General features: G+C 47.6%; 16 protein-coding genes. 4 read left to right on the top strand and 12 right to left on the bottom strand.

Annotated features, from left to right (window positions below; translation table 11 throughout):
* Positions 1-31: 31 nt before the first annotated feature.
* From MXMO3_RS17465 to MXMO3_RS17435, 4 genes are all read left to right on the top strand, one after another.
* Positions 32-3,115, top strand: a complete 3,084-nt coding sequence (locus MXMO3_RS17465; RefSeq protein ID WP_245985876.1) for an efflux RND transporter permease subunit — start codon at positions 32-34, stop codon at positions 3,113-3,115.
* Between the two features lie 1,852 nt (positions 3,116-4,967).
* Complete coding sequence (locus MXMO3_RS17445) at positions 4,968-5,243, top strand: type II toxin-antitoxin system prevent-host-death family antitoxin (RefSeq protein WP_117396972.1); 276 nt, start codon at positions 4,968-4,970, stop codon at positions 5,241-5,243.
* The gene (locus tag MXMO3_RS17440) at positions 5,233-5,655 is read left to right on the top strand and encodes a hypothetical protein (RefSeq protein ID WP_117396971.1); all 423 of its coding nucleotides are present in this window, start codon (positions 5,233-5,235) and stop codon (positions 5,653-5,655) included. The genes MXMO3_RS17445 and MXMO3_RS17440 overlap by 11 nt, the downstream gene beginning before the upstream one ends.
* Before the next feature lie 144 nt (positions 5,656-5,799).
* Positions 5,800-6,078: a hypothetical protein gene (locus MXMO3_RS17435; RefSeq protein ID WP_117396970.1), complete on the top strand. Its 279-nt coding sequence runs from the start codon at positions 5,800-5,802 to the stop codon at positions 6,076-6,078.
* Here the strand turns inward: MXMO3_RS17435 and MXMO3_RS17430 are convergent.
* The 12 genes from MXMO3_RS17430 to MXMO3_RS17375 all read right to left on the bottom strand — a co-directional run bounded on the left by MXMO3_RS17430 (position 6,075) and on the right by MXMO3_RS17375 (position 20,287).
* Positions 6,075-9,410: a conjugal transfer protein TraG N-terminal domain-containing protein gene (locus MXMO3_RS17430; protein WP_117396969.1), complete on the bottom strand. Its 3,336-nt coding sequence runs from the start codon at positions 9,408-9,410 to the stop codon at positions 6,075-6,077. The two genes, MXMO3_RS17435 and MXMO3_RS17430, sit on opposite strands and share 4 nt — an antisense overlap.
* Positions 9,411-9,423: 13 nt before the next feature.
* The gene (locus MXMO3_RS17425; protein WP_117396968.1) at positions 9,424-10,800 is read right to left on the bottom strand and encodes a conjugal transfer protein TraH; all 1,377 of its coding nucleotides are present in this window, start codon (positions 10,798-10,800) and stop codon (positions 9,424-9,426) included.
* Positions 10,801-10,802: 2 nt separating this feature from the next.
* Positions 10,803-11,630 carry a conjugal transfer protein TraF gene (locus tag MXMO3_RS17420; RefSeq protein ID WP_117396967.1) on the bottom strand — a complete coding sequence of 276 codons (828 nt, stop codon included), beginning with the start codon at positions 11,628-11,630 and terminating at the stop codon, positions 10,803-10,805.
* Positions 11,630-12,043, bottom strand: coding sequence for a TlpA family protein disulfide reductase (locus MXMO3_RS17415; protein ID WP_162889357.1), 414 nt, complete (start codon positions 12,041-12,043; stop codon positions 11,630-11,632). Before MXMO3_RS17415 ends, MXMO3_RS17420 begins: the two co-directional genes overlap by 1 nt.
* A complete protein-coding gene (traN, locus tag MXMO3_RS17410) occupies positions 12,015-13,085 on the bottom strand; it encodes a conjugal transfer protein TraN (protein ID WP_245985875.1) in 1,071 nt (356 codons plus the stop codon). Before traN ends, MXMO3_RS17415 begins: the two co-directional genes overlap by 29 nt.
* Positions 13,086-13,438: 353 nt before the next feature.
* Positions 13,439-14,611 carry a hypothetical protein gene (locus tag MXMO3_RS17405; RefSeq protein WP_117396964.1) on the bottom strand — a complete coding sequence of 391 codons (1,173 nt, stop codon included), beginning with the start codon at positions 14,609-14,611 and terminating at the stop codon, positions 13,439-13,441.
* Entirely contained in the window at positions 14,608-15,351 is a 744-nt protein-coding gene (gene trbC, locus MXMO3_RS17400) for a type-F conjugative transfer system pilin assembly protein TrbC (protein ID WP_162889356.1), read from the bottom strand. The genes MXMO3_RS17405 and trbC overlap by 4 nt, the downstream gene beginning before the upstream one ends.
* Positions 15,339-16,331: a TraU family protein gene (locus MXMO3_RS17395; RefSeq protein ID WP_117396962.1), complete on the bottom strand. Its 993-nt coding sequence runs from the start codon at positions 16,329-16,331 to the stop codon at positions 15,339-15,341. The genes trbC and MXMO3_RS17395 overlap by 13 nt, the downstream gene beginning before the upstream one ends.
* The gene (traW, locus tag MXMO3_RS17390) at positions 16,328-16,960 is read right to left on the bottom strand and encodes a type-F conjugative transfer system protein TraW (RefSeq protein ID WP_117396961.1); all 633 of its coding nucleotides are present in this window, start codon (positions 16,958-16,960) and stop codon (positions 16,328-16,330) included. Before traW ends, MXMO3_RS17395 begins: the two co-directional genes overlap by 4 nt.
* On the bottom strand, positions 16,945-17,454 hold the full coding sequence (locus MXMO3_RS17385) for a S26 family signal peptidase (protein ID WP_162889355.1): 510 nt from the start codon (positions 17,452-17,454) through the stop codon (positions 16,945-16,947). The genes traW and MXMO3_RS17385 overlap by 16 nt, the downstream gene beginning before the upstream one ends.
* The gene (locus tag MXMO3_RS17380; RefSeq protein ID WP_117396959.1) at positions 17,451-17,804 is read right to left on the bottom strand and encodes a hypothetical protein; all 354 of its coding nucleotides are present in this window, start codon (positions 17,802-17,804) and stop codon (positions 17,451-17,453) included. The genes MXMO3_RS17385 and MXMO3_RS17380 overlap by 4 nt, the downstream gene beginning before the upstream one ends.
* Positions 17,804-20,287, bottom strand: coding sequence for a TraC family protein (locus MXMO3_RS17375; protein ID WP_162889354.1), 2,484 nt, complete (start codon positions 20,285-20,287; stop codon positions 17,804-17,806). Before MXMO3_RS17375 ends, MXMO3_RS17380 begins: the two co-directional genes overlap by 1 nt.
* Positions 20,288-20,295 lie beyond the last annotated feature (8 nt).

The following is a 20,295-nucleotide window of genomic DNA, read 5'->3' as shown; positions in this document are numbered from 1 at the left end:
TGCCGGCCATCCAACAATTGCCAACCTCCTGATGATATTATTTATAGCCGCTGGACTGTTTGTCGGCCCAAGCCTGTTGCGGGAAACATTTCCGCATGCTGATTTGAATAAAGTCGAAGTAAGTGTGCGGTATCCCGGCGCACGGCCAGAAGATGTAGAAAGCGCAATTTGCGAGCGGCTGGAAGGCGCTCTAGACGCAGCAAACGGCATTGAGCGACAGTCATGCGAAGCGCGCGAAGGGTTGGCACGCATGGTGGTTACGATGCGTGAAAATGAAGATTTTGAAACATTTGTTGCCGACGTCAAATCCGAAATTGAGGCAATTTCAGATTTCCCAGATCGAGCTGAGACACCTCGAATTAAAACGCTGGGGCAAACTGACTTTGTTGCTTCTGTTGCAATAACAGGCCCAACAACGCGCACAGACCTTAAAGACTATGCTGAAAAAGTCCGGACCCGAATGTTGCTTTGGGGCGGCATTCCTAAAGTCGACATTACAGGCTTTTCGACCCGCGAACTACGGATCGGTTTGAACACCGCAGCTTTGCAGCAATTTGGCATATCTGTCTCTGAGGTCAGTCGTGTCGTGCAAGCAAGCAGTCTCGATTTGCCCGCTGGCAGCATCGAAACATCTACTGAGACGCTGTTGATAAGGGTTGACGATGAGCGCCGCGAACCCGCGGATCTGGCGGCACTAGTCGTACGATCTTCCACCACCGGCGGCCAGGTCAGGTTAGGTGATATCGCAGACATTACAGAGCAGTTCGCGCAAGAAGACGATCGGATCGTTTTTGACGGAAAGCTGGCTGCAATTCTTGATGTCACTAAAACACGCGCTGAGGACTCTTTGCGCATTGTCGACGCGCTAAATGCATTTCTCAATGCAGAGCGTCAGCAGGCGCCGCCCGGCGTCACTTTGGCAATAGCCAGCGATGCCGCTTCGGTGGTGGGTGAGCGATTAACACTGGTCGTCGTTAACGGCCTGCAGGGACTTGGCCTTGTATTTTTGATTTTATGGCTGTTCTTCGGGTTTCGATTTTCTTTCTGGGTTGCGATGGGGCTGCCCGTCTCATTTATGGGCGGTGTCGCGCTGATGGGGGCGATTGGCTACTCTTTAAATCTGATGACAACGCTAGGCCTTTTGATTGTCATCGGCCTGCTGATGGATGACGCCATCGTCATTGCTGAAAACATTGCACGGCTACGGGAAAAGGGCCTGAGCGCTTTCGAGGCAGCCGTTGAGGGAGCCACACAAGTTTTCCCCAATGTGTTGGCCTCCTTTGCAACAACAGCAATGATCTTTGGTTCGCTTGCATTCTTGTCAGGTGATCTTGGAGCGGTGCTACGGGTGGTCCCTGTCGTCATGCTTTTTGTTCTCTCCATTTCGCTAATTGAAGCATTTCTAATCCTGCCACACCATCTTGTGCACAGCCTTGAAGCACCAGTGAGCCCGCGCGGGATGCGCGCGCGTGTCGAAACCATCATGACTTGGCTGCGAGAAAAGGCTGTCGGGCCTTTGGTGGATTTTACCATTCGCTGGCGTTATGCAACGGCAGGATTGAGTTTCGCTGTCCTTCTTGTTGCGATCGCCATGCTAGCTGGCGGCTATGTGAAATTCACAGCATTTCCGGAGCTAGATGGCGACACAATTGTGGCCAGAGTTTTGTTGCCACAAGGAACGCCCCTAGCACGAACGGAAGAAGTTGTGGCAACCTTGGAAGCCGCATTAGAAACAGTGAACAGTGAACTAACGCCTGAGCAACCTGATGATGCGAAGTTGATCCGGCATGTATCTGTCTTTTATGGAGTGAACCAGGACGCCTTTGAATCAGGCACACACGTAGCAACCGTTAGCGCTGACCTGCTCCCATCGGCGTTGCGCAACAGTCGACCTGACGCGATAATGCAGCGTTGGCGCGAGATCGTTGGTCCGGTGCCCGATGTGCTCAATCTAAAGTTTACGGAAGCGACAATCGGCCCGGCAGGCATTGCAATCGATATGCGCATCAAAGGTGATGACCTCAAAATGTTAAAGGCCGCCTCTTTCGAGTTGCAAGAGTGGATTTGGCAGTATCAGGGGGTCACGAGCGTGCTCGACGACCTTCGCCCCGGCAAGCGCGAAATGCGCATTCGGTTAAATGACGCTGCTGGCCCAATGGGCGTTACACCTGCAATGGTCGCCGACCAATTGCGGGCAGCCTATTTCGGTACCACGGTCAACGAGATGCAAGTGAACGGTCAACTGTTGGAAGTTACCGCCCAACTCGCAATTCACGATCAGATAAGTATCTCGCAATTTGACCAATTCACTATTGCGCGCGCTGACGGCACGTTCGTACCGTTAGCTATCGTTGCTAACGTGGAAATGGGACAAGGGTTTAACCGAATTAACCGCGAGAACGGGTTGCGCACTGTAACTGTGCAGGGCACAATTGACACGCGTATCGCCAACGCAAATGCAATCGTTAACGACACTTTGATGCAGTTTGTGCCAAACTTGCTCGCACGTTACCCAGGCATAATGGTTGACGTCGAAGGGCAAAACGCAGAGGCAAGCAAAACACAAAAATCTATGCTCGTTGGCTTTTTGATCGGTCTCATCGGCGTATTTTTGCTCTTGAGCTTCTTGTTCCGGTCCTACGTTGAACCAATTGTCGTAATGATGATTATCCCCCTATCTTTGACCGGTTCCGTTTTTGGGCACATGGCTATGGGGTTGGATTTTTCAATGCCCAGCATGCTCGGTTTTGTGGCCTTGGCCGGGGTGGTTGTAAACAACTCAATTTTATTAGTGGATTTCGTCAAGCACGAGCATGGCACCTCTAACACCGTTGCTGAAGCCGCATCACGCGCCGCCCGCGCAAGATTTAGGGCCATATTTCTGACATCCCTCACAACAGTCGCTGGACTGCTGCCAATTTTGCTAGAGACCAGCCTTCAAGCACAAATTCTTATTCCATTGGTCGCAAGTCTTGTTTTTGGTCTAGCGGCGGCGGGTCTAATAGTATTGTTCGTGCTCCCAGCAATCTATGCGATCCTTGATGATATGGGGATGAGCACGTTGGCAAGCAAGCATAGGAAAAAGGGGGTAAAGGAAACGTTCGCGCAACAGTGAGCATCAACATGTGCATCCGACTTTGGTTTCGATGCCGTGCGACCAAAATTGCGCTGTCGACAACCGAGCACTCCATGCAATCGAATAGACCACCTTTGTTTGGCTAGACTAAAGAGACTTCAAAAATGTGTTGTGAATATCCGGTTCACCAATCTCAACATGACCGGAAAGCTAACAACGGTCATAATCATTCGAACATCCAATATTATTCCAAATTTGTGCAGAATCTTTGACGGAGGTTCGCATTGAGAAATTAAAACCAAATGAAGTGGCCCCAAGGCCAGCTTTTGGGATTCTACAGACTTCCCAATAATTGAGATCCGGACAAGGACTTCGAGCTGGGCGAAGAAAATGAACTGACAATTTTTCGAGCGTGCGCACCAATTATGCTCGTTCATTTGCACTGGTGATCACGCCAGTACCTATTCCATCTTGCTGCCCATCCACTGCGTACCATTTCACAATTAACGTCGCCGCTCTTGGGTGAATTACACCATGCAGCAGTTCGGTTTAAACGGCGGAACCATCAGAGAGGCATTTCATGGGGGTGGCGTTGACAAGACTGTGTCCATGGCGCCCAATTCCTTTTGGGGTGCATAATAGTTCAACAAGAGCGTCTCTCGAAACAAGTGCGCCAGTTGCAGGGCAAGGGGTGCCCTTGATTACATGTTTCGTCCAATTCTCTCGCCGCAATGCCTGCCAGGCGAACTCGTGGCCCCTCGCTGCACCAAATTGGACCGTCGCCATCCCACACATGTGTAGGAGTACGCACAAAAAGTGAGCCAGCAGGTAGGACAGGGCTTCCGCAACTGCCGAGAAGGTAAAGGTACCCAACGCAAGAGAAATGATAGCGCATAATTTGAGCAAATTGCAGTTCATATCTTTATCAATCAAAGTGTTCACATAGTCCAGTTTTCTAAAGCGCAGAGCATATCGCCCTGGCCACTTTTAGGCAATCCGGACATGTCATTAGGTACGCCTTGGCGCTAAAGTGCGTCAAAATTCACATTGGAAGTCAAAATTCACATTGGAAAAAGTAAAAGTACCTATTTGAACCACATTTAGTCACAACTCAGTTCACGCCCGAAGTTCCCACGAAAAACACTTTCATGATTCACGCTTGATCTGAAAACGGTTAACGCGATCAGCTCGTTCAACTTCACATGCTGGTTATTCGGTGTCATATAGGCTAAATTGTTTGCTCACAATTTGGATTTTATATGCCTCCGCAACTGCCTAAAAGCATGTCACGCGATCAACTCGAGCTTCTTTTTCTCGTCGGGCAGTGCTCAAACACTGACGAAATCTATATCCGTTCGGCAATGACGATTGAACGGCAGAAAAAGGTCTTTGGGCAATTGGTTACACGGTTTCAGTTCGCAAACATTCATGAAATCAGATCATTTCAAAAGGCGCACCAGGTAGAAGTCTACAATCGTCTAAAAAAGTGGGGAGTTTCGTGCTCAATCCATGCGTTGGTCCTGATGGAGAAGATCTTCATCCGGTCCTGAGCGAGCAAGATAGAAAGGACTGTACTGAAATACTCCGTCGCTTGGATGCGGCCGGCGAACAGGCCGGTGTAAATTAATTTAGGCTGCTCAAATTCGGATACTGGTGTCTAATTGATCTTCACCTGTAGAGCAGCTCTATTTGTGCCTGTTATCAAATCTGAGTGACAGAAAGAGCCTGTATTTAGCTATTGAGCTCTTCGAGACCGCGTCGATCTGTGAGTTCCGGACCTCAAACACCCTGACAAAGTCCGGCTCGGGCAAATCACATTACAAAAATAGCAAACCCTTGCTTATTTTTGTATATTCTGTATAATTCATGTTATACAGAATTGAGGTGTTCCATGGCGACCAAAAGCATATCATCGGCTGAATTCATTCGACATTTCGGACGATATCATGATGAGGCCATGCGCCATCCCATAACACTCACCAAACATGGGCGTGCATCTGTTGTCGTCATCCCAGCCGAATTGTTTGAGCGCATAATGCAGGGAGAGGGGGATCCTCGTCGGGTCTACAGAACGAGCGAAACACCACCAGATCTGTCCGAGATGATCATGTCCGAACTGGACAAGCGGCTAGCTCATATACCCGATGAGTCGCAAAATGACGAATAAGTTCGATGACGGTCAAATCGTAGAGTACGAATATCTTTGGGATTGGCAGGCGCGTGAGGGTCGAACCAATGCGGAAAAGAACTGGCCGGTTTGTCTCGCGCTGGTGATCAAGAATAGCAAGCAAGGGATGACTCATCTGATCATTCTGCCCATTTCGGGAACACCGCCAAAGGCCGACCAGGATGCCATTGCCATTCCGGCACTGGAACTGCGTCGGGCTGGTCTATCTGATTTCAAATCCGGATGGATCACAATCAGTGAATATAACTATGATATTGTGGAAAGGTCGTTTTATTTTGATCCAAACCAAAAGCCACGCGGTCGATTTTCCGGGCCGTTTATGGATCAAATACTACTTCGCTTCCGCCGCAATTTGATACAAAAACGTGGGCGGATTGATCGTACGCGTTGAGCAAAACACGGCTACTTGACATGTGCTGACAGATTGGGAAAAATAGCAGGTGGCAACTTGGCAAGAAGCTAAATCGTTGAAATAAAAATTAATTTCGCAGAATACTTTTTATGGAACATTTAGAGAACATTTATTGGAAGAGCGATGGAAAAGAATCTAATCGAGAAATCGAGTTTACGTGTTCGGCTTCGTGAGCTCTCAATTATTCTTTTATGCGCTGCCAGTGTATGTGCTGTGGCGGGATATGTTGTAACTTATCAGTTTTATTCGGCAAGTATTGCCAGTCTGTTGCTGGCAATACCATTTTGGATTTTGTCATTAGATATTAAGGTAGTTCCTTACGTTGAACGTAGAGATAGAATTGACGAAGACATCCTCCATCCAATTAACATCGTCAATCGCGGCCGGCCGAAATCTGATTAGCTATTTTTGCGCCCTTTTTGAAACGCACCTGCATAGTAAGGGTCAGCTGTTTGACTAGTCGTATCTGGTCCCCAAAAAGCTTCAGTACCGCCGCCTACGTGCACGCCCCAGCTGTAGTGACCAATGCCTTCAAACTTTTCGGCTGCAAGCTCGATGAAACGAGCGTATTCATCTCGATTGTCATATGTAGATAATCTATTGCCGTTCTTTGCCAAATAACCATCTACTGCACCCTTAACATGGTGCCCATCCTTATGATCAATATCATGTCTGTAGCCGCCGGTTCGGTCCACACCTTTTACTCCGTCATGAGGTTGACCGGCAGAAGTGATTACAAACTCATATTCACTGCCCATTTTGGAAACGATATTTGAGAGGTTTTGAACGGTCTCTGCCGGGGCCGGCTCATCCCGTATAGTACCTTTTGGAAGATCATAAGTGATGTTTGGTGCCTGATAAAAACCAAGTTGATCAACAAAACCACTATTGGATTGCCTAGGATTTCTATTTTGTGTGGAGCCGTTTTGTGAATTGTTCGTTCCCTCAACCTGGGGCGCATTCACACGTGGCCCAATGTTGCTTAACTCATCTTTTAATGGGTCGGAAAAATCAAATAATCCAACTCCCCGACGAACAAGGGCATCTCCTGTCCACCGTTCCGATTCATTACTTATCTCAACGCGCTTATCACCCACGGTGTCTTTTGTTCCGCGACCATCTTGAACCCGATCATGAGACTCATTGAAATGTTCATTGTGAACATACTCGGCATGGCCATTGAGCTTTGATAGATTCCCCACGTCTTCAGGCTGTGCAACTGATTGCTTTGCCTCGCTCGGATTGATTGGCACAAAACTTTGTGGTTTAGGCATGAGAGCAACGTTGTTAGCCGGAGCTGATCCGTCAAGAGTTGCTTCTAGGCCAAGATCTTTTACAAGTCTGGACCAATAATTATCTACCATTTGCCGCTGCATGTTGACGCCGTTTGGAGTGGCGGGGTTTACTCGTGTGGCAATCTGATCTTCCGTGTAACCATCTTGCTTCATGTACCCAATTAAAACGTCGGTAATTTGCGAATTCCAAGCAGAGTTTTCGCTTTTCAAGATTGCGCCAGATTTTTCAAGTGAAACGGACTTTTCGTATGCATCTGACAATCTCACTGATGAATTGCTTACTTGATCTAGGCTGTTGCGAAGGCTATTTGATGCACTGATACCTTCCGCACTTGAATTATTTTGATAGATACGCTCAGCAGTGTCTTTGATTGTGCTGACATCTTCGCCGTAATTTCCACTAAACGCAGCATTGAATACACGGCTAAATGCTTCTTTTGAACTCGCTGAAAGTGAACCTTGTGCCGCCAGACGAGCTTGTAATTCTGCCGCCACTTCATTCTTTCCAAGTTTAAGCCCTTTCCCTGCTTTTGCTGACGCGTCCCCGGCCAACATTGCTGAGAGCGCGACATCGGTAGAAAGGCCATTTTCTTTTGCAACCCTTTGGACCGTTGACCACGCATTACCAAACGTCTCACGTTGGCTCGTCTTAAAGGACGTGGACATATCGTGACCCGCGGCCAGATTTTCACTTGTCGATTTTGCGAAATCCGATAGTTGTGAACTAGATGAAGTAATGCCGTTGACAAAATCAGATGTCGAGCTTTCGACCTGCCTTGTCGCTTCAGCTCTACGTTCTGCGTGTTCTTGTCGAAGGGCTTGACCTACACTTGCACTAAAACCAGTATTAGAAATTGCAGATCCGCGCTGATATGTTTGTGATCCATCGGAGTTGGTGGTGATCAATGAACCACCTTTTAGTGTTTCCGTGTGACGGCCTCGGTCAATTATAGACGACGTGTTATGCTTGTTGGCAGCCATATTGTGCATACTCATATTCGCAAGCGAAATATTGCCTGTTGCAGCTTCCCTACCCGTATCAATTGCGGCACCTTGGCTAACATTGAGCATCGATGTCGCTAAACCAGCCATTTTAGTTGCACCAAAAAAGATGCCAGTCGCCAAAAACGGCACCGAGCCCATTAGCATACCTGCAATGGCCCCCACTTCTTGTTCAACAGCCTGGATGCCAAGATGATTGGCCCAATTTAGAACATCTTGTGCTGTCGTTCCGCTCATTGTGGTGGTGTACTCTCGGTAGTGACCGGAAGCGGAATCCAGAAGAATTGAATGAAGGATTGCGCTCAAGGGTTCCCAGGACGCCAGCCAAACGAAGCCACCAAAATAGCCTCGAAAGACCATCATACCCATCGGTGTAAGCATTAGCATTAGTGCCAAAGGAAACGCGCCATAGTATAGCGTCTCAAATGCAATTTTTAGCATTGGCACCCACTTGGTCGCATTGATTGCGGTGGATTGGTAACTCGACAGTGTTTGGCGTTCCGCGCGCGCTGCCTGATAGAGAGCCATCGATGCGCTGTTGCCGGAATTTGCGATCAAACGGCTTGTGGCATCATCCAAGGCTAAAACAAGCATTGTCTGTTTGATGTAATTTGCAGCGTTATAACCCGTCATTCCCATCATGTTTTGAAAATCATCAAGCGTGCCAGTCAAACCGTTGACATCAACGACATTGGGATTAACGCCACCCCGGTCGGACATTGCGTTTGCCTTAGTTGTCAGCACCTTGGTCACTTCGTTATTTATCTGAGCCTCAAGTCCGGCCCAGCCATCAGAGCAACTGACTGTGTTGCCAACAATTTCATCATAGTAGACAAGGTTTGACGGGGCATTGGCAGGAATGTAAGTGCTTAAATCACCATCATGAGTGAGTGTGTTTATATCGACCAGACCGATATTAGACCCATCAACCATACAGTTTTCCATATAGTTCACTAAGTTGGTATGGATTGACGGTGTTACAGCACGCCATCTTGTCGCCTGCGACATCAAAGTTGCGCCAAACAACATGCCATGCCGTTGGTATGTCAGATTGTCAGGTTTACTCAACAGAGCTTCCATTCGATTGGTCAAATGATAGCTCGTTCTAGTTGTGAGGTTTGCGACAAGTGCCACTGAAAACGGAACGTTGTCTACTGTGCCGTAGATTTCCAAAGGATAGGTGCTATCCATGACCACAACGCGCGCTTTGGCACCAATGCTAAGACCACCAACAATCGCAACAAGTGCCATATATTGGAGCGTTCCCTGCATATTGCCAGTAAACGCGATTTTTATAGCAAGATAGGCAACGCCGAAGGCGATGCCGATCGACATCAAATCAACAAATTGACTTCCACTCGAAAACATCGCCAGAAAGTTGAAGATGCTATAAATATTGTAACCACCGCCAGTGGTGAAAACCTCAAATGTTGGCATAGCCTATCCCCAACTACTTCAGCATTGATGCAATGATTGAGGACGTATTGCCGGCAAGTTCTTGCTTTGCCAACGCCAAGCGTTCGAGTGACCGAAAAGCAGCGGCATATCGTTCCTGGGCAATTTGTCTACGCGCAGCGAAAGCCTGTTGGGTTTGCTTCACTTGATTTTGGTATTCGATGGTCAATTCGCCAAATGTTGTAATTTGACCAGCTGAGGCAGAAATCTCGTTTAATGCTTGATCAATATAAATCATAGCGAGATCCACGGCGACTAATTCCGCCATCGCATCAATTTCACTTTCGACAAAAAGGTGTTTGTAGCCGACGCCTGTTACGATGTGTTCGTAGACAGGAATTGAAGTCATGCCGAGCATGGCCACCGCTTCAGGTGGGATCGTGCCACCCGGAGTTTTGATGGCATCATAAGTGTCCATCAGTGTTTTTGACGTTTTAGCCAGTAAGGCTTTGTCATGGGGTATTGTAACATTCTGAAGTGTTGGATTGAGACACTTATTATCTTCGTCACAAACCCAAATTTTTGCAGTACCACCTTCTACCAAGATCGTTGCAATACGGTCGCTAATTGCCAGTGGTGCTTTGCTATCATGCTGAGGGCCTTCCCCCTCGTTCGCAGGTGACCTGGTTATCATGGTGCCTGTTAGGCTCATAAAGAATTCAGCGAGCCTACTATCACTGCTTAGAAATGGGTTCTTTTTGATAGCTTTCCAGGCATAGTTAATATCCAACGGCACTTGATCTTTGAGTTCGGCATTTGCGTTGTTCAGCATTTGACTTTGACCGCTATTCGATCCACAGCCATGTTTTGCGGCAACACGGTCAGCAAACATACCTTGGTAGCTACCAATGGTTGCACAAATATGCTGACTGGCGCTGTCGATCTTCGGCCAAAGTGCACCAGCAATCAGTTGCCCTGTTTCGCATGAGTTGATGTTCATTGAATTGACCTGCTGAACCAGATCGCGCAACTTGGCTACCGTCTCTTGAACGGCAGGAGACATACTTTCAAGCGCAAGCTCAAATGCAAAACCAGAAGCATTTTGCATAATTGCTTCCATCAACTTGATCAGCTCTTCCTGTGATATGAAGCTGAATGACCCGCCAAAAATATCGATGCCGCCGCACCCTGCCCGAACGGACGGAAGCTGGATATGGGCTAGATTTGTCTGACGTGAACGTGTGCGAACTTGGATGGAACCCAAACCTGCATAACCGGCACGCTGCCCCTCATAAAAGGTTGGCTTTGAGACATTCACACCACCACCTGAATTTTCCCAGAAATCCTGCAAATCCCTGGCCACATCTGCTCTGGCAATTGAAGGCGAAAGTAATATTGATGAGCTGAGCAATAAAGCTTTCAAAAATTTCATGATTAGTACCTCTCTCCAACAGGAACTTCGGTAATGACATAAACGCGCTCTAAGACTTGATCTGCTGTGAGCAAGCCTGAGCCAATGATCTTGATTTCTTTGGTTTGCGGGTGAATAAGCGCCAAGGTTGGGGCTGGAAATTCTTCTAATCCCAACTCCTGAAGCCTGCCCGGGTCATAGCGTGCTTCAGGGAAATATTCATTTTGGCCACCATCTTTTGAAACGGCCAATACGCTGACTTCATACTCTTCTTGCATAAATGCCAGCACCTCGCCTTGCAGGCGACACATGCCGCATTTTGAACTGTCCTCAAACATGAACATGATGCCAGAAGTTCTGGCTGTTTTTTGAAAGCTAGCCCGGCGCGCTTCTTTTAGTTGTTCTTGATAGATGCCAATACCCGCCTGAGCCAAAGGGTATTCAACGTTTTTATCAAGATGAGGTGCCGCGAAAAGCTGACGTTGCCATTGATCTGTAAATTCGCCAGCCTTTTCCGCAATCAGTTTATTGAGTTCCATATAGGCAAGAACATTCTCGGGTGTTGGGTCGAGAACAGCTTTGTACTTTGCCTCGTCAACCATTGCCCGAAATTCCATCATTGCGGCCGTAGCAGGATTTTTTTCGGGTTCTTTCTCCGGTTCCTTCGGTGTAGCCGTCGATGGCTCGGGTTGATCATCTTCGCTATCGCTTTTTTCTTCTGGCGCCCGGCAATAAAAAGACCAGCCAGCCACTTTTTCTTCCTCACAGAATGGCAAGCGAAATTCATCATCGGCCATTGAGACATTCGAGAAACTGGAAAAAAGAAGAAGCGTTAAAAGGATAAATCTCATCACGCTCTTCCATTTTCGATTGCAGAAACAGCATCTAACAGCTTCTTCATGTAAAACTTTGGATTTCTGTAGCCTTCGATCGACGAAACAATGTGGTTTGAGTTCCCACTAAAAACCAACGTGGTCGGATATGCGTTTACCGCACTTGCAATTGGGTGATCTTGTGCAGGAACAAATTTTTCAAATGGTGCAATAGGTCTTGAATCTGCTGAAGCCACTAAGACTGGCGCGCCAAGATTTTGCGCAAACATTGCCAGCACAGGTGCGGCACGATGGCAAACTGGGCACCAACTCGCACCGATCAAAATGAAACCTGTTTTCGGGGCCATTGCTTGGGTCGGGCCCACCATCGCAGCGGATATGCCCCCGACCAAAAATTGCCGCCTATTCAAGAGTGTCTTGCGCTTGTCCAAGATAGCCTCCCATTTCATTTTGCAATTGCTCAACAATGAATTCTTCAACAGGCTGATCAACATTGTTGAGCATGTCGCCAAACACTTCGCTCAAATCCATTTGGTTCACGTCCAAGGATTCAAGTTGTTCTAAAGTCAGTGCCGGACAAGGATCGCTCGTGAGCCAACGGAATTGCGCACCAGTTTGCTTATGAGCCTGTTCTTGGAACACGCGGGCAAACTTGCTTTTATAGGTGCAATATTCGTAATGCTCAGTGAGGCAAATCCCGAGTACGCGATAGGCACAACCAAGCCCCATATAATGGGCGGCGCCAGCGTCTCGTCGGTCCTTCAATGTGCGCTCATCATCATTGCAGCGACCATCTGTGTACGCATCGGAACAACAGTTTTTAGTCACGTGAAAGTCGCAGTTTAAGATTTCACCACCAAAGATTTCAGGGTTCCGGTCAAGGTTAGGCTCATCGACAGTCCCACATTCTTCTTCTTCAGTAGTCCCGGTATCGGTTCCAGTTCCACCGCCCAGAATGCCACCGTCGCCGCCATCACCAGTGCCCGTATCGGTGCTGGTCTCGTTCGCTTCGCACGCGCTTGTTTTGGCGAGGTCGTCTAGGAAATTGAGCCAAGCAGCACTTTCAGGATAATCATTTGAAGGTTCTTGCTCGATCCCATCGCAATTGTCGCCAATGCAAACGTTGATCGCCTCACAGTTCGCTTCAAAAGAGCTATCGCCATCACATTCATAAACCCATTGCTGATATTGGCAGGAGCCATCAGGCGCATAGGCTAAACAGGAAGGTGTTTCAAAAGCTGTGCAAACTGGACTATCCTCATAGGCATCGCACGTATCTTCAAAATTGTTATCAGTGCAGTCATAAACGCGGGTTTTCTGCCACCATGACCTACTCACAGCCAGCTCGTTAATGTCGCGCGTATCTGCACCTTGAGAGGTTTCAGTCCGATCGAGCGAACAATTTGCATCGCCTTCAAGAGCTGAGCAATTGTCAGTGAGATTTTCATCAAAATTGTGAAAATCGCGGCTCAAAAGGGTCGTGCTAGGCACGTCACCTGGACCGTTCCAACAATTATAAACTTTCTCGTATTTATCGCAGACGCCGGCCGTTGACCGGACGCATGTTTCAGAAACAAGGTGACATTGATTGTCACCCAAAGGCGTTGAACCGGGAACAACCAAACCATCAAATGTCTCGCAAGTATTTTCAGGGACATCACGCACGCAATCTTCTGTTCGAGCTACACTCGTGCAAACGCTGGTGATTGGCACACCTGCTACCGTGATCGTTGAACGAGATGAACATGTTTGAACAGCCTGCGCGCATGTGTCGGCGCTGGCGAATTCAACACTGAGCAAAATTGCAATAGTGGAGAAGATCAATCTTAGCATGATCCCTCCACCGTTCCTGAAAATGCAGAACAACAAGAGCCGTTCACACCGATATTCATATAGGTGGCGCTTTCACTCGTGTTGCCGCGCACGACATCGATGCGCAAATTGTTGCTGACACCGGAAAGAGGCAATGTGATTGTTGTGCCACTCTCCGTTGAAGGTCCGATGTTTGGCACATTTACCGCTGTACGGATTGAATGGCGTGGATATTGATCACGCCTTGAGCTCGTACAATCTTCGACCCACGTACTGCCCGCATAGATTGCTTTAGCCGTGCAGTTTTTTCCGCAATCACGGTCACGAACGTTCAAATCGCCACCACTCTTACTGTAGGTCCAAACAATGGAGCCATTGACCTTGATTTGAGCAACGCCGTTGAAGCGTAGACGTGACAGTTCCAAAGTCGAAAGATTTACGCCTTGGCGCGCTTGGACATAAAATGTGTCGGTCTTAATGTTGCATGTGCCGTTCGAGCGAACAGGCATCGTGACGGTAATATCTGTCCCGGCAGAGTTCCAAGAATTTGTGGCGCTTGAAACAATGACCTTGGATTTGCGACATGTTGCTCCTGTTGTGCCTGTGCAAACCCAATTGACATTGCGGGTGCAGTTTTTGCGATAGTTGCGTGTCTCGGTAGAGCATTGCCAATCATCTTCGCGATCAACTGAAATCACACGATCTTGCTGACAAGATTCATAAGTGCGCGAAAGGATCTTTCGGCAAAATTGAGTACCTTGGAAACTTCCGCCTTGAAACTCGTCTGAGCAAACACCACCACCAGAAGAGAACAAGCCACCTACAACGCTGTCAGCTTGTTCAACGGCATCATCTGCCAGAGACAAAGGATCATCACCCAAATCAATTGAAGGGCGCCCTGTGGCGCTGTCCTTCATTGTCGTCCATGCTTGGCCTGTCGCATCATCTTGGTATTGTTGTTCGAGTTCCAACCGATCAAAATCATTGTGATTATAATCGGCTTCAGGAGGACGGTTTGTCTCATATGGCACGACTGTATTTTCAACATTTTCTTGCGTAAAAATGCCTTCGATGGATGGCATCGCATCAATATTGTCTTGAACGCGGTCACGCATTGATTGTGCATTGGCTGCACCGGATGCACCAACCATCAGACAAATGAGAAGAGATAGCGGGATTTTTTTCATCGCTTATCTTCCAAAAGTTTTGCCGCAACTTCCGAAGCTTCGCCACCACCACGAGCCACAATTTCTAATGCGGCTTCAATTGGAATATTGCCCGCGATTTTGTCATGTGGCGGCGGCACATCAAGCTCGCAACCTTGGGTTTCGCAGACATCTAGCTGATCTGTGACAACAACGATCTGTGGGACTGCGTTGATGTTGAACCGCGTGAACATTGTTGGATCAATTCCATACCCAATGCTTGCAGCGTCATCTTTAAAGACACGTTGAATGGCTGTTTGCGTGTCAAAAACAGAGTTGTTGACGAAACCGCGCATGATGATTGGCACGTCAAATCTTTTGGCCTCAATCATTGCGGTATGGAGAACTTGTTCGGGCATCGAAAAGCTCAAAAACAAAAAGACCCGCTGGTTGTCGTAGCGTTGACGTTCGGCCTCCCCTGAAGCTTCGCCACCGTCAGCATCCAACAACGCCCGGACGCGCGGGTTATTAAGTGCGCGTGTGCGCAAATCATCAACATTCAGTTTGACGCCGAAATCATCAGCTTTTTGAATGTTAAGTTGATCTTTCCATGCTTCGCCAAGTTTTTTGGAGTTATCAAGCATCTGCATAATGGATGGCTTAATGTCGCCTTGCGCACCTGGCGCAAACTCCAATACCTGCTCTTCTTGAGAGAAGGCAGGCAAGCCAATGGAAAAAGTGGTCAATGCAACCAAAACGGTTTTTTCAATTAGATGGCGCAACAATTTCTCTTCCTCCATAGCAACCAGCCAAAGCTTTCGCCTTTGAATGGAAATTCGCGGAAAGTATCGACATATTGAGTAGATGACCCCATTGGCGCACACGCATAGCGTCCAGCGGTATTTGCGATTGGGCGCGTGATTTGCTGCCGATATTGGCTTTTGGGGATGATTGGTGCTGGTGTTGGAAAACAGCTTGTCGGATTTGATGCGGTTTTTTGTGCCAACAACAATCGGTGCATTCGTGCAGTCAGTCGTGTTGCAACTGACTGACTGGACATCACACCACCATATGAAGAGTTTACTTCGCCCGCGATGGGATAAACTGACCCCTGACAGCCATTGCACCAAAACAAGAGGTCCATAGAAAGATTGCCACTTGAAGCCACCGCACATTCAGCCGCGCACGCAGCTTGTGCGATGGTATTTGAGAACAATATGGCCTCAGGATTGAGCAAATTATTCAGCTCAACATTGTTCCAAAGAGGATCAATCTCGCTGATATAAGCAACGTCAAAGGCTGTAGTTTCGAGGCAAAGCCCGTCAACAACAGTACCGAGCCAACTGATTAGCGGGTAGTAGTAATAATGGGCCTGCCAGGCAGAACCATTTTCCGCCCCATTACTGCCTGTTGCGGTGCTTGTGCCCGCAGCAAACAGACCAAAATCCATATCAAGGCCGATATTTACAAAACAACCTGGCTCATTGGCGACATCGACTAGCCGAGCAGGTTCCCATAGACCGATTGACAAACCGATATATGGCAAAGCACCCTTCCAACACATGCAAAATGGAAAGGCTTGGTTTTGTGTATCTGGTCGATTGGTGAACATTGAAAGGCCACCAATGGAGATTGGAAAAATGCAATCCCAACATACCTCGGTCAGAGGATTTAGGAATTTTGCATTGCACTTTGCATAGGCCGCTGTTGAGAATCCCAACGTGAGAATAATTGTCGCCAAAAGGATGCGGAAATTTCTCATTCTTCAATCTCCCATACCGGCACTTCTTCAACAATCATGTGCCGCGCGCCGCGCCTAATCACACTTGGGATGCGTTTGATTTCAAAACGGGTGACCATTTGCGCGTCTTGATCAAAATAAAAACGCCGGCCGTGCTTACGCATCAGCTCAAGCGGGGCGCCATTGGTGAGAACCAAGAGGGTATCAAGCTCATTGCCTTCAGAAAGGGCAAACTCAACTTGCTCTGGATCATCACCATCAAACATGACAATGCGTTTATTGAACACGGAGTATTCAAGTGGATTGATAACCGTCCCTGCCCGCGCAAAAACACGGCCTTGATGGTCCGCAAGATCGCGTGAAAGTGTGATTGATAAATCCACCTCAAAAGCTCTAGGCTCTGTTGCCAGCGAAAGACCTTGGACGGGACGCGGCCTATTCACATAAGCGCGGGTCTTGTCCTGCATGTCCTTTTTCATGGCATCCAGTTCGCCAGAAGCTTCCATTTCACCAAGACGCGCTTTAATCAGATCAAGAATTGAAGGTTCAGCAATTTCCCACATTGGGCCATGACGGCCGAGGTCTTTGGAAAGACTTGCTCCTGTCAAAACTGACATCAATAAAATAGAGACAATTATTGATCGAACCATTGCTTAAGCTCCTTCCAATGAGGGAGTTTCAAAGGCCAGCCAACAGCTTGGACTTTAGAAACTGAAATGAGCCCGATCACTTCATATCTGCTATCAAGACTGTTAATCGCGTCACCAAAAACAGCGATATATCCTTCGGGAATTGGCCCCGATGGCAGCTCACGATAGCCTGCCTCAACCAATTCCTTTTGAAGCTCTCGACATTGACCATTTATGCAAACAGACGCGCTATCACTTGAAATAGTGTCGCCAGGCATCCCGACAACTCTTTTGACAAACGAGATACCCTCAAACTTATTTTTTAAAATTTCCGGGGTGTCGAACGCAACATAACGGCCTGTTTGAAGTAGATGAGGAGTTCGCCACATGATATAGCCATTGTGCGGCAAACTATTGGTTCCATTGATTACAATTGAGGTGTGCCCAATGATCATTGCTGCTAAACCTAGAACAGCAAAAATTGCACCATATTCGACAACTTTTTTCCGGTTCATTGAATCAAATCCCATTGCTCAATGACCCGTTGTGCAAATTCGTCGCTCACATCTTGTCCCCCTGCCAAAATGTGGTTGCCGTTGACAATTACATTTCCGGTCTCTTGATGAATTCGATTTGCCTGAGCTGTCACAATCTCATCAAAGACGAGAATGGCATTCTTCAACTGTTCATCCGAAAAGTTATTGCCCCGTTCTTCAATAAAGATTTTCACAACTTTGTTTGCGTCAATGATCAGTGTTTTAGGTGCGGGATCTAACAGTCCAAAAAAATTGAGTGTCGCGACGTTGATCATCACGGCAGCCCAAAGTCCCAAAAATGCTCCACCTATCCAGTACGCTTTTTTCATTACGAGACATCTCCCATTTTCACCATGTCCTCAATTGCTTCCACAGTGGTCATTCCCGCAGCTTGGCGCTGTTTAAGCTTTTGTACGGTTGACCCTTTTGATGAGTAGACAGCTAGCGAAAAGGGATCGAGGAGAAGCCGACCAAAAAACCATCCTGATGGGCCTTTAATGGCCATCTCGGAAAAAGAGCCTGGAACTGAGGTGATCGTCTTAAGGCGACGTGCAAAACCACTATCGATCGACAGCTTGTCTGATGACATAAACTTGTCGATTGTTTCTGGTTTTTGGGCCATCATGACCAGCCAGTCGCTGTTTTGAATACAAGCTTCAGCTGCGGGGGTCGCAGTGTAATCATCAAGGCTTTGTGTGCCAGTAATCAATGCGCCACTATATTTACGCGCGCGGCGGGCAACACCTTCAATGAATTTGTCAGTGCCATTCCCCTTCAGCATATCCCATGCTTCATCGATCAAAATGGCGACTTGCGTTTGTCGATCAGTCTTGAACATCAATTCTGTGCCCAGGAACATGATAATCTGCATAACCACTTGTTCTAAGGCAGGTTGTGTCTTGATGTCTGACATCTCTACAACTGTAAATGGGCTATCAATCGTAATGTTAGAGGGGCCGGCAAAGTAGCTGCCATACTGGCCACCCCTACAAAACGCTTTTAGCTTTCGGCAGACATCAAGTAGGCGATCATCATCACCGGACATCTGTTGAATGACTTCAAAAACATCAGTGATTTCACCTTCGGGGCCTTTTTGATCCCACACTTGCAAAATTGCATTTTGGATCGCTTCTTCTTCAATACCTTCCACACGTCCTTCTTTTTGAACACCGAGGTTCACCATTGAACTGACGACTTGGGCAATAAGATTTGCCGCCTCAGCACGATACTCGTCGCTTTTCATATGCTCTTGATCGAGCATGGTGAAAGGATTTAGCTTCAGGTTTGTCGAACCATCAAATGCGATATGTTTGCCACCAAGAATCTCACAAGTGGTTTTGAAAGAGTAACCATCATCAATCACCAAAGCGCGACCACCATTCGCGTAGATTGAGGTAATTAGCTCTTGCATGAACACCGATTTACCGGCACCTGATTTGCCGACAACGGCAACGTTATAGTTACCTTCACTCACATAATTGCTATATTTAAACACCTCACCCTGTCGCCCAAGCAACAACACTCCTGCACCAGCACTATTGCCCACAAATTCTCCTTGCAGAGGCGCCAGTGCTGAGACAGCTTTCCCCTTTAACAAGCGCATACGCATCAGCGAGCGATAGGAATTCATATGCTTTTGGGTCATCCCAAGTGGAAGTGCCCCAAGAAACATTGGTAATTGAAGATATTTCTCATGACGAAGTGTGAATTCTGGGCGTCGATAAATTTTTGCCATTTCATGGCCAGCAGCCATTGCCGCTTCCGCTTCGCCTTTTGCAAAGGCAGCTACTGTGAAAGAGGTCTCGAACATGCGCTCAGAGGAATCTGTTTCACGTTGCAAGTTTGCAATTTCATCATACTTGCCTTGGAAGTCATTTACGAACTTGTTCATGCCCGTTTTTTGGGCACGGTCCATAAGCATGATTTGCTTTACGAGATTGGTTTGCGTTTTCTCTTTACCAATGCCAACGGCGCTAAGAGTGGTAAGAGTTGGTCCATGTGGCCGGTCTGTAATTCGATCAGGATCGCCAAATAACAGCAGTCCTAGTGAGCTGTACCACTCGTTAGGAAACTTTGAAATTGAGGAAACGTTCACTACCAATGGGGTCTCGCCCGGAAGTGCCATATATGCCGGTTTTACAATCACTGAAGCACCAGGCAGCTGCTGGTTTAACGGAAGCTCAGAGGTATACGTCGCGTTGTCGGTTCTACCCCATTGAGTTGCGTTGAATATCTCTTGAAGAAGTGAGAGCAGTTCGACTGGCTGTAAGTTGGATGACCACTCATCAACATCTACTGCACCAGCGATCGCTTTCCTAAAAGACTTGAGGGCCGCAATCGAAGAAAACGATGCGTCACCTTCGGTCCAACCAGTAATAAACACTCGGCGCTTTAGTGGAATTGCCTTTTTCAGTTGATCTGTACCAAAGCGAAGATTCATCACATGCTCGATACGCGAGCTTGTCAGTCGTTCGATCAACTCGCCGCCAGCAACGCGCTCCATGGCCCATTCATCAAGTTGAGGCCGAATGTTTGGAGAGGTCCAGTTAATAAATTGAATGCCTGAATTTGCAGGCATGGCCGTACTAATCGCAGAATGTAGATTTGCGACAATATCTTCCGTGCTTAACTGGGGAACGATTTCAAGAATGAAACCTGTCGAGTTAGCGTTGTGATATAGGTGTTCTTTGCTGTCAAAAACACGATACGGCAGCAGCCTGGACAATGCGGCATGATCAAAAACCTGATCGTCAATATCGTCAAAATCATCATCTGCAAAAAGAGAGTTTATGAGATCCTTGAGGGCTTTCATGATGATCA

Origin of the sequence: Maritalea myrionectae, assembly GCF_003433515.1 — a bacterium.
Classification (GTDB): Bacteria; Pseudomonadota; Alphaproteobacteria; order Rhizobiales; family Devosiaceae; genus Maritalea; species Maritalea myrionectae.
This window is presented reverse-complemented; position numbering and strand designations above follow the sequence as displayed.

Coding starts and splice junctions, on each gene's coding strand:
- MXMO3_RS17465 (WP_245985876.1), top strand. CDS start 32: ATGATATTATTTATAGCCGCTGGACTGTTTGTCGGCCCAAGCCTGTTG.
- MXMO3_RS17395 (WP_117396962.1), bottom strand. CDS start 16,331: ATGAGAAATTTCCGCATCCTTTTGGCGACAATTATTCTCACGTTGGGA.
- MXMO3_RS17375 (WP_162889354.1), bottom strand. CDS start 20,287: ATGAAAGCCCTCAAGGATCTCATAAACTCTCTTTTTGCAGATGATGAT.
- MXMO3_RS17385 (WP_162889355.1), bottom strand. CDS start 17,454: ATGAACCGGAAAAAAGTTGTCGAATATGGTGCAATTTTTGCTGTTCTA.
- MXMO3_RS17445 (WP_117396972.1), top strand. CDS start 4,968: ATGGCGACCAAAAGCATATCATCGGCTGAATTCATTCGACATTTCGGA.
- MXMO3_RS17435 (WP_117396970.1), top strand. CDS start 5,800: ATGGAAAAGAATCTAATCGAGAAATCGAGTTTACGTGTTCGGCTTCGT.
- MXMO3_RS17420 (WP_117396967.1), bottom strand. CDS start 11,630: ATGAGATTTATCCTTTTAACGCTTCTTCTTTTTTCCAGTTTCTCGAAT.
- MXMO3_RS17405 (WP_117396964.1), bottom strand. CDS start 14,611: ATGAAAAAAATCCCGCTATCTCTTCTCATTTGTCTGATGGTTGGTGCA.
- traW (WP_117396961.1), bottom strand. CDS start 16,960: ATGGTTCGATCAATAATTGTCTCTATTTTATTGATGTCAGTTTTGACA.
- MXMO3_RS17380 (WP_117396959.1), bottom strand. CDS start 17,804: ATGAAAAAAGCGTACTGGATAGGTGGAGCATTTTTGGGACTTTGGGCT.
- MXMO3_RS17440 (WP_117396971.1), top strand. CDS start 5,233: ATGACGAATAAGTTCGATGACGGTCAAATCGTAGAGTACGAATATCTT.
- MXMO3_RS17425 (WP_117396968.1), bottom strand. CDS start 10,800: ATGAAATTTTTGAAAGCTTTATTGCTCAGCTCATCAATATTACTTTCG.
- MXMO3_RS17430 (WP_117396969.1), bottom strand. CDS start 9,410: ATGCCAACATTTGAGGTTTTCACCACTGGCGGTGGTTACAATATTTAT.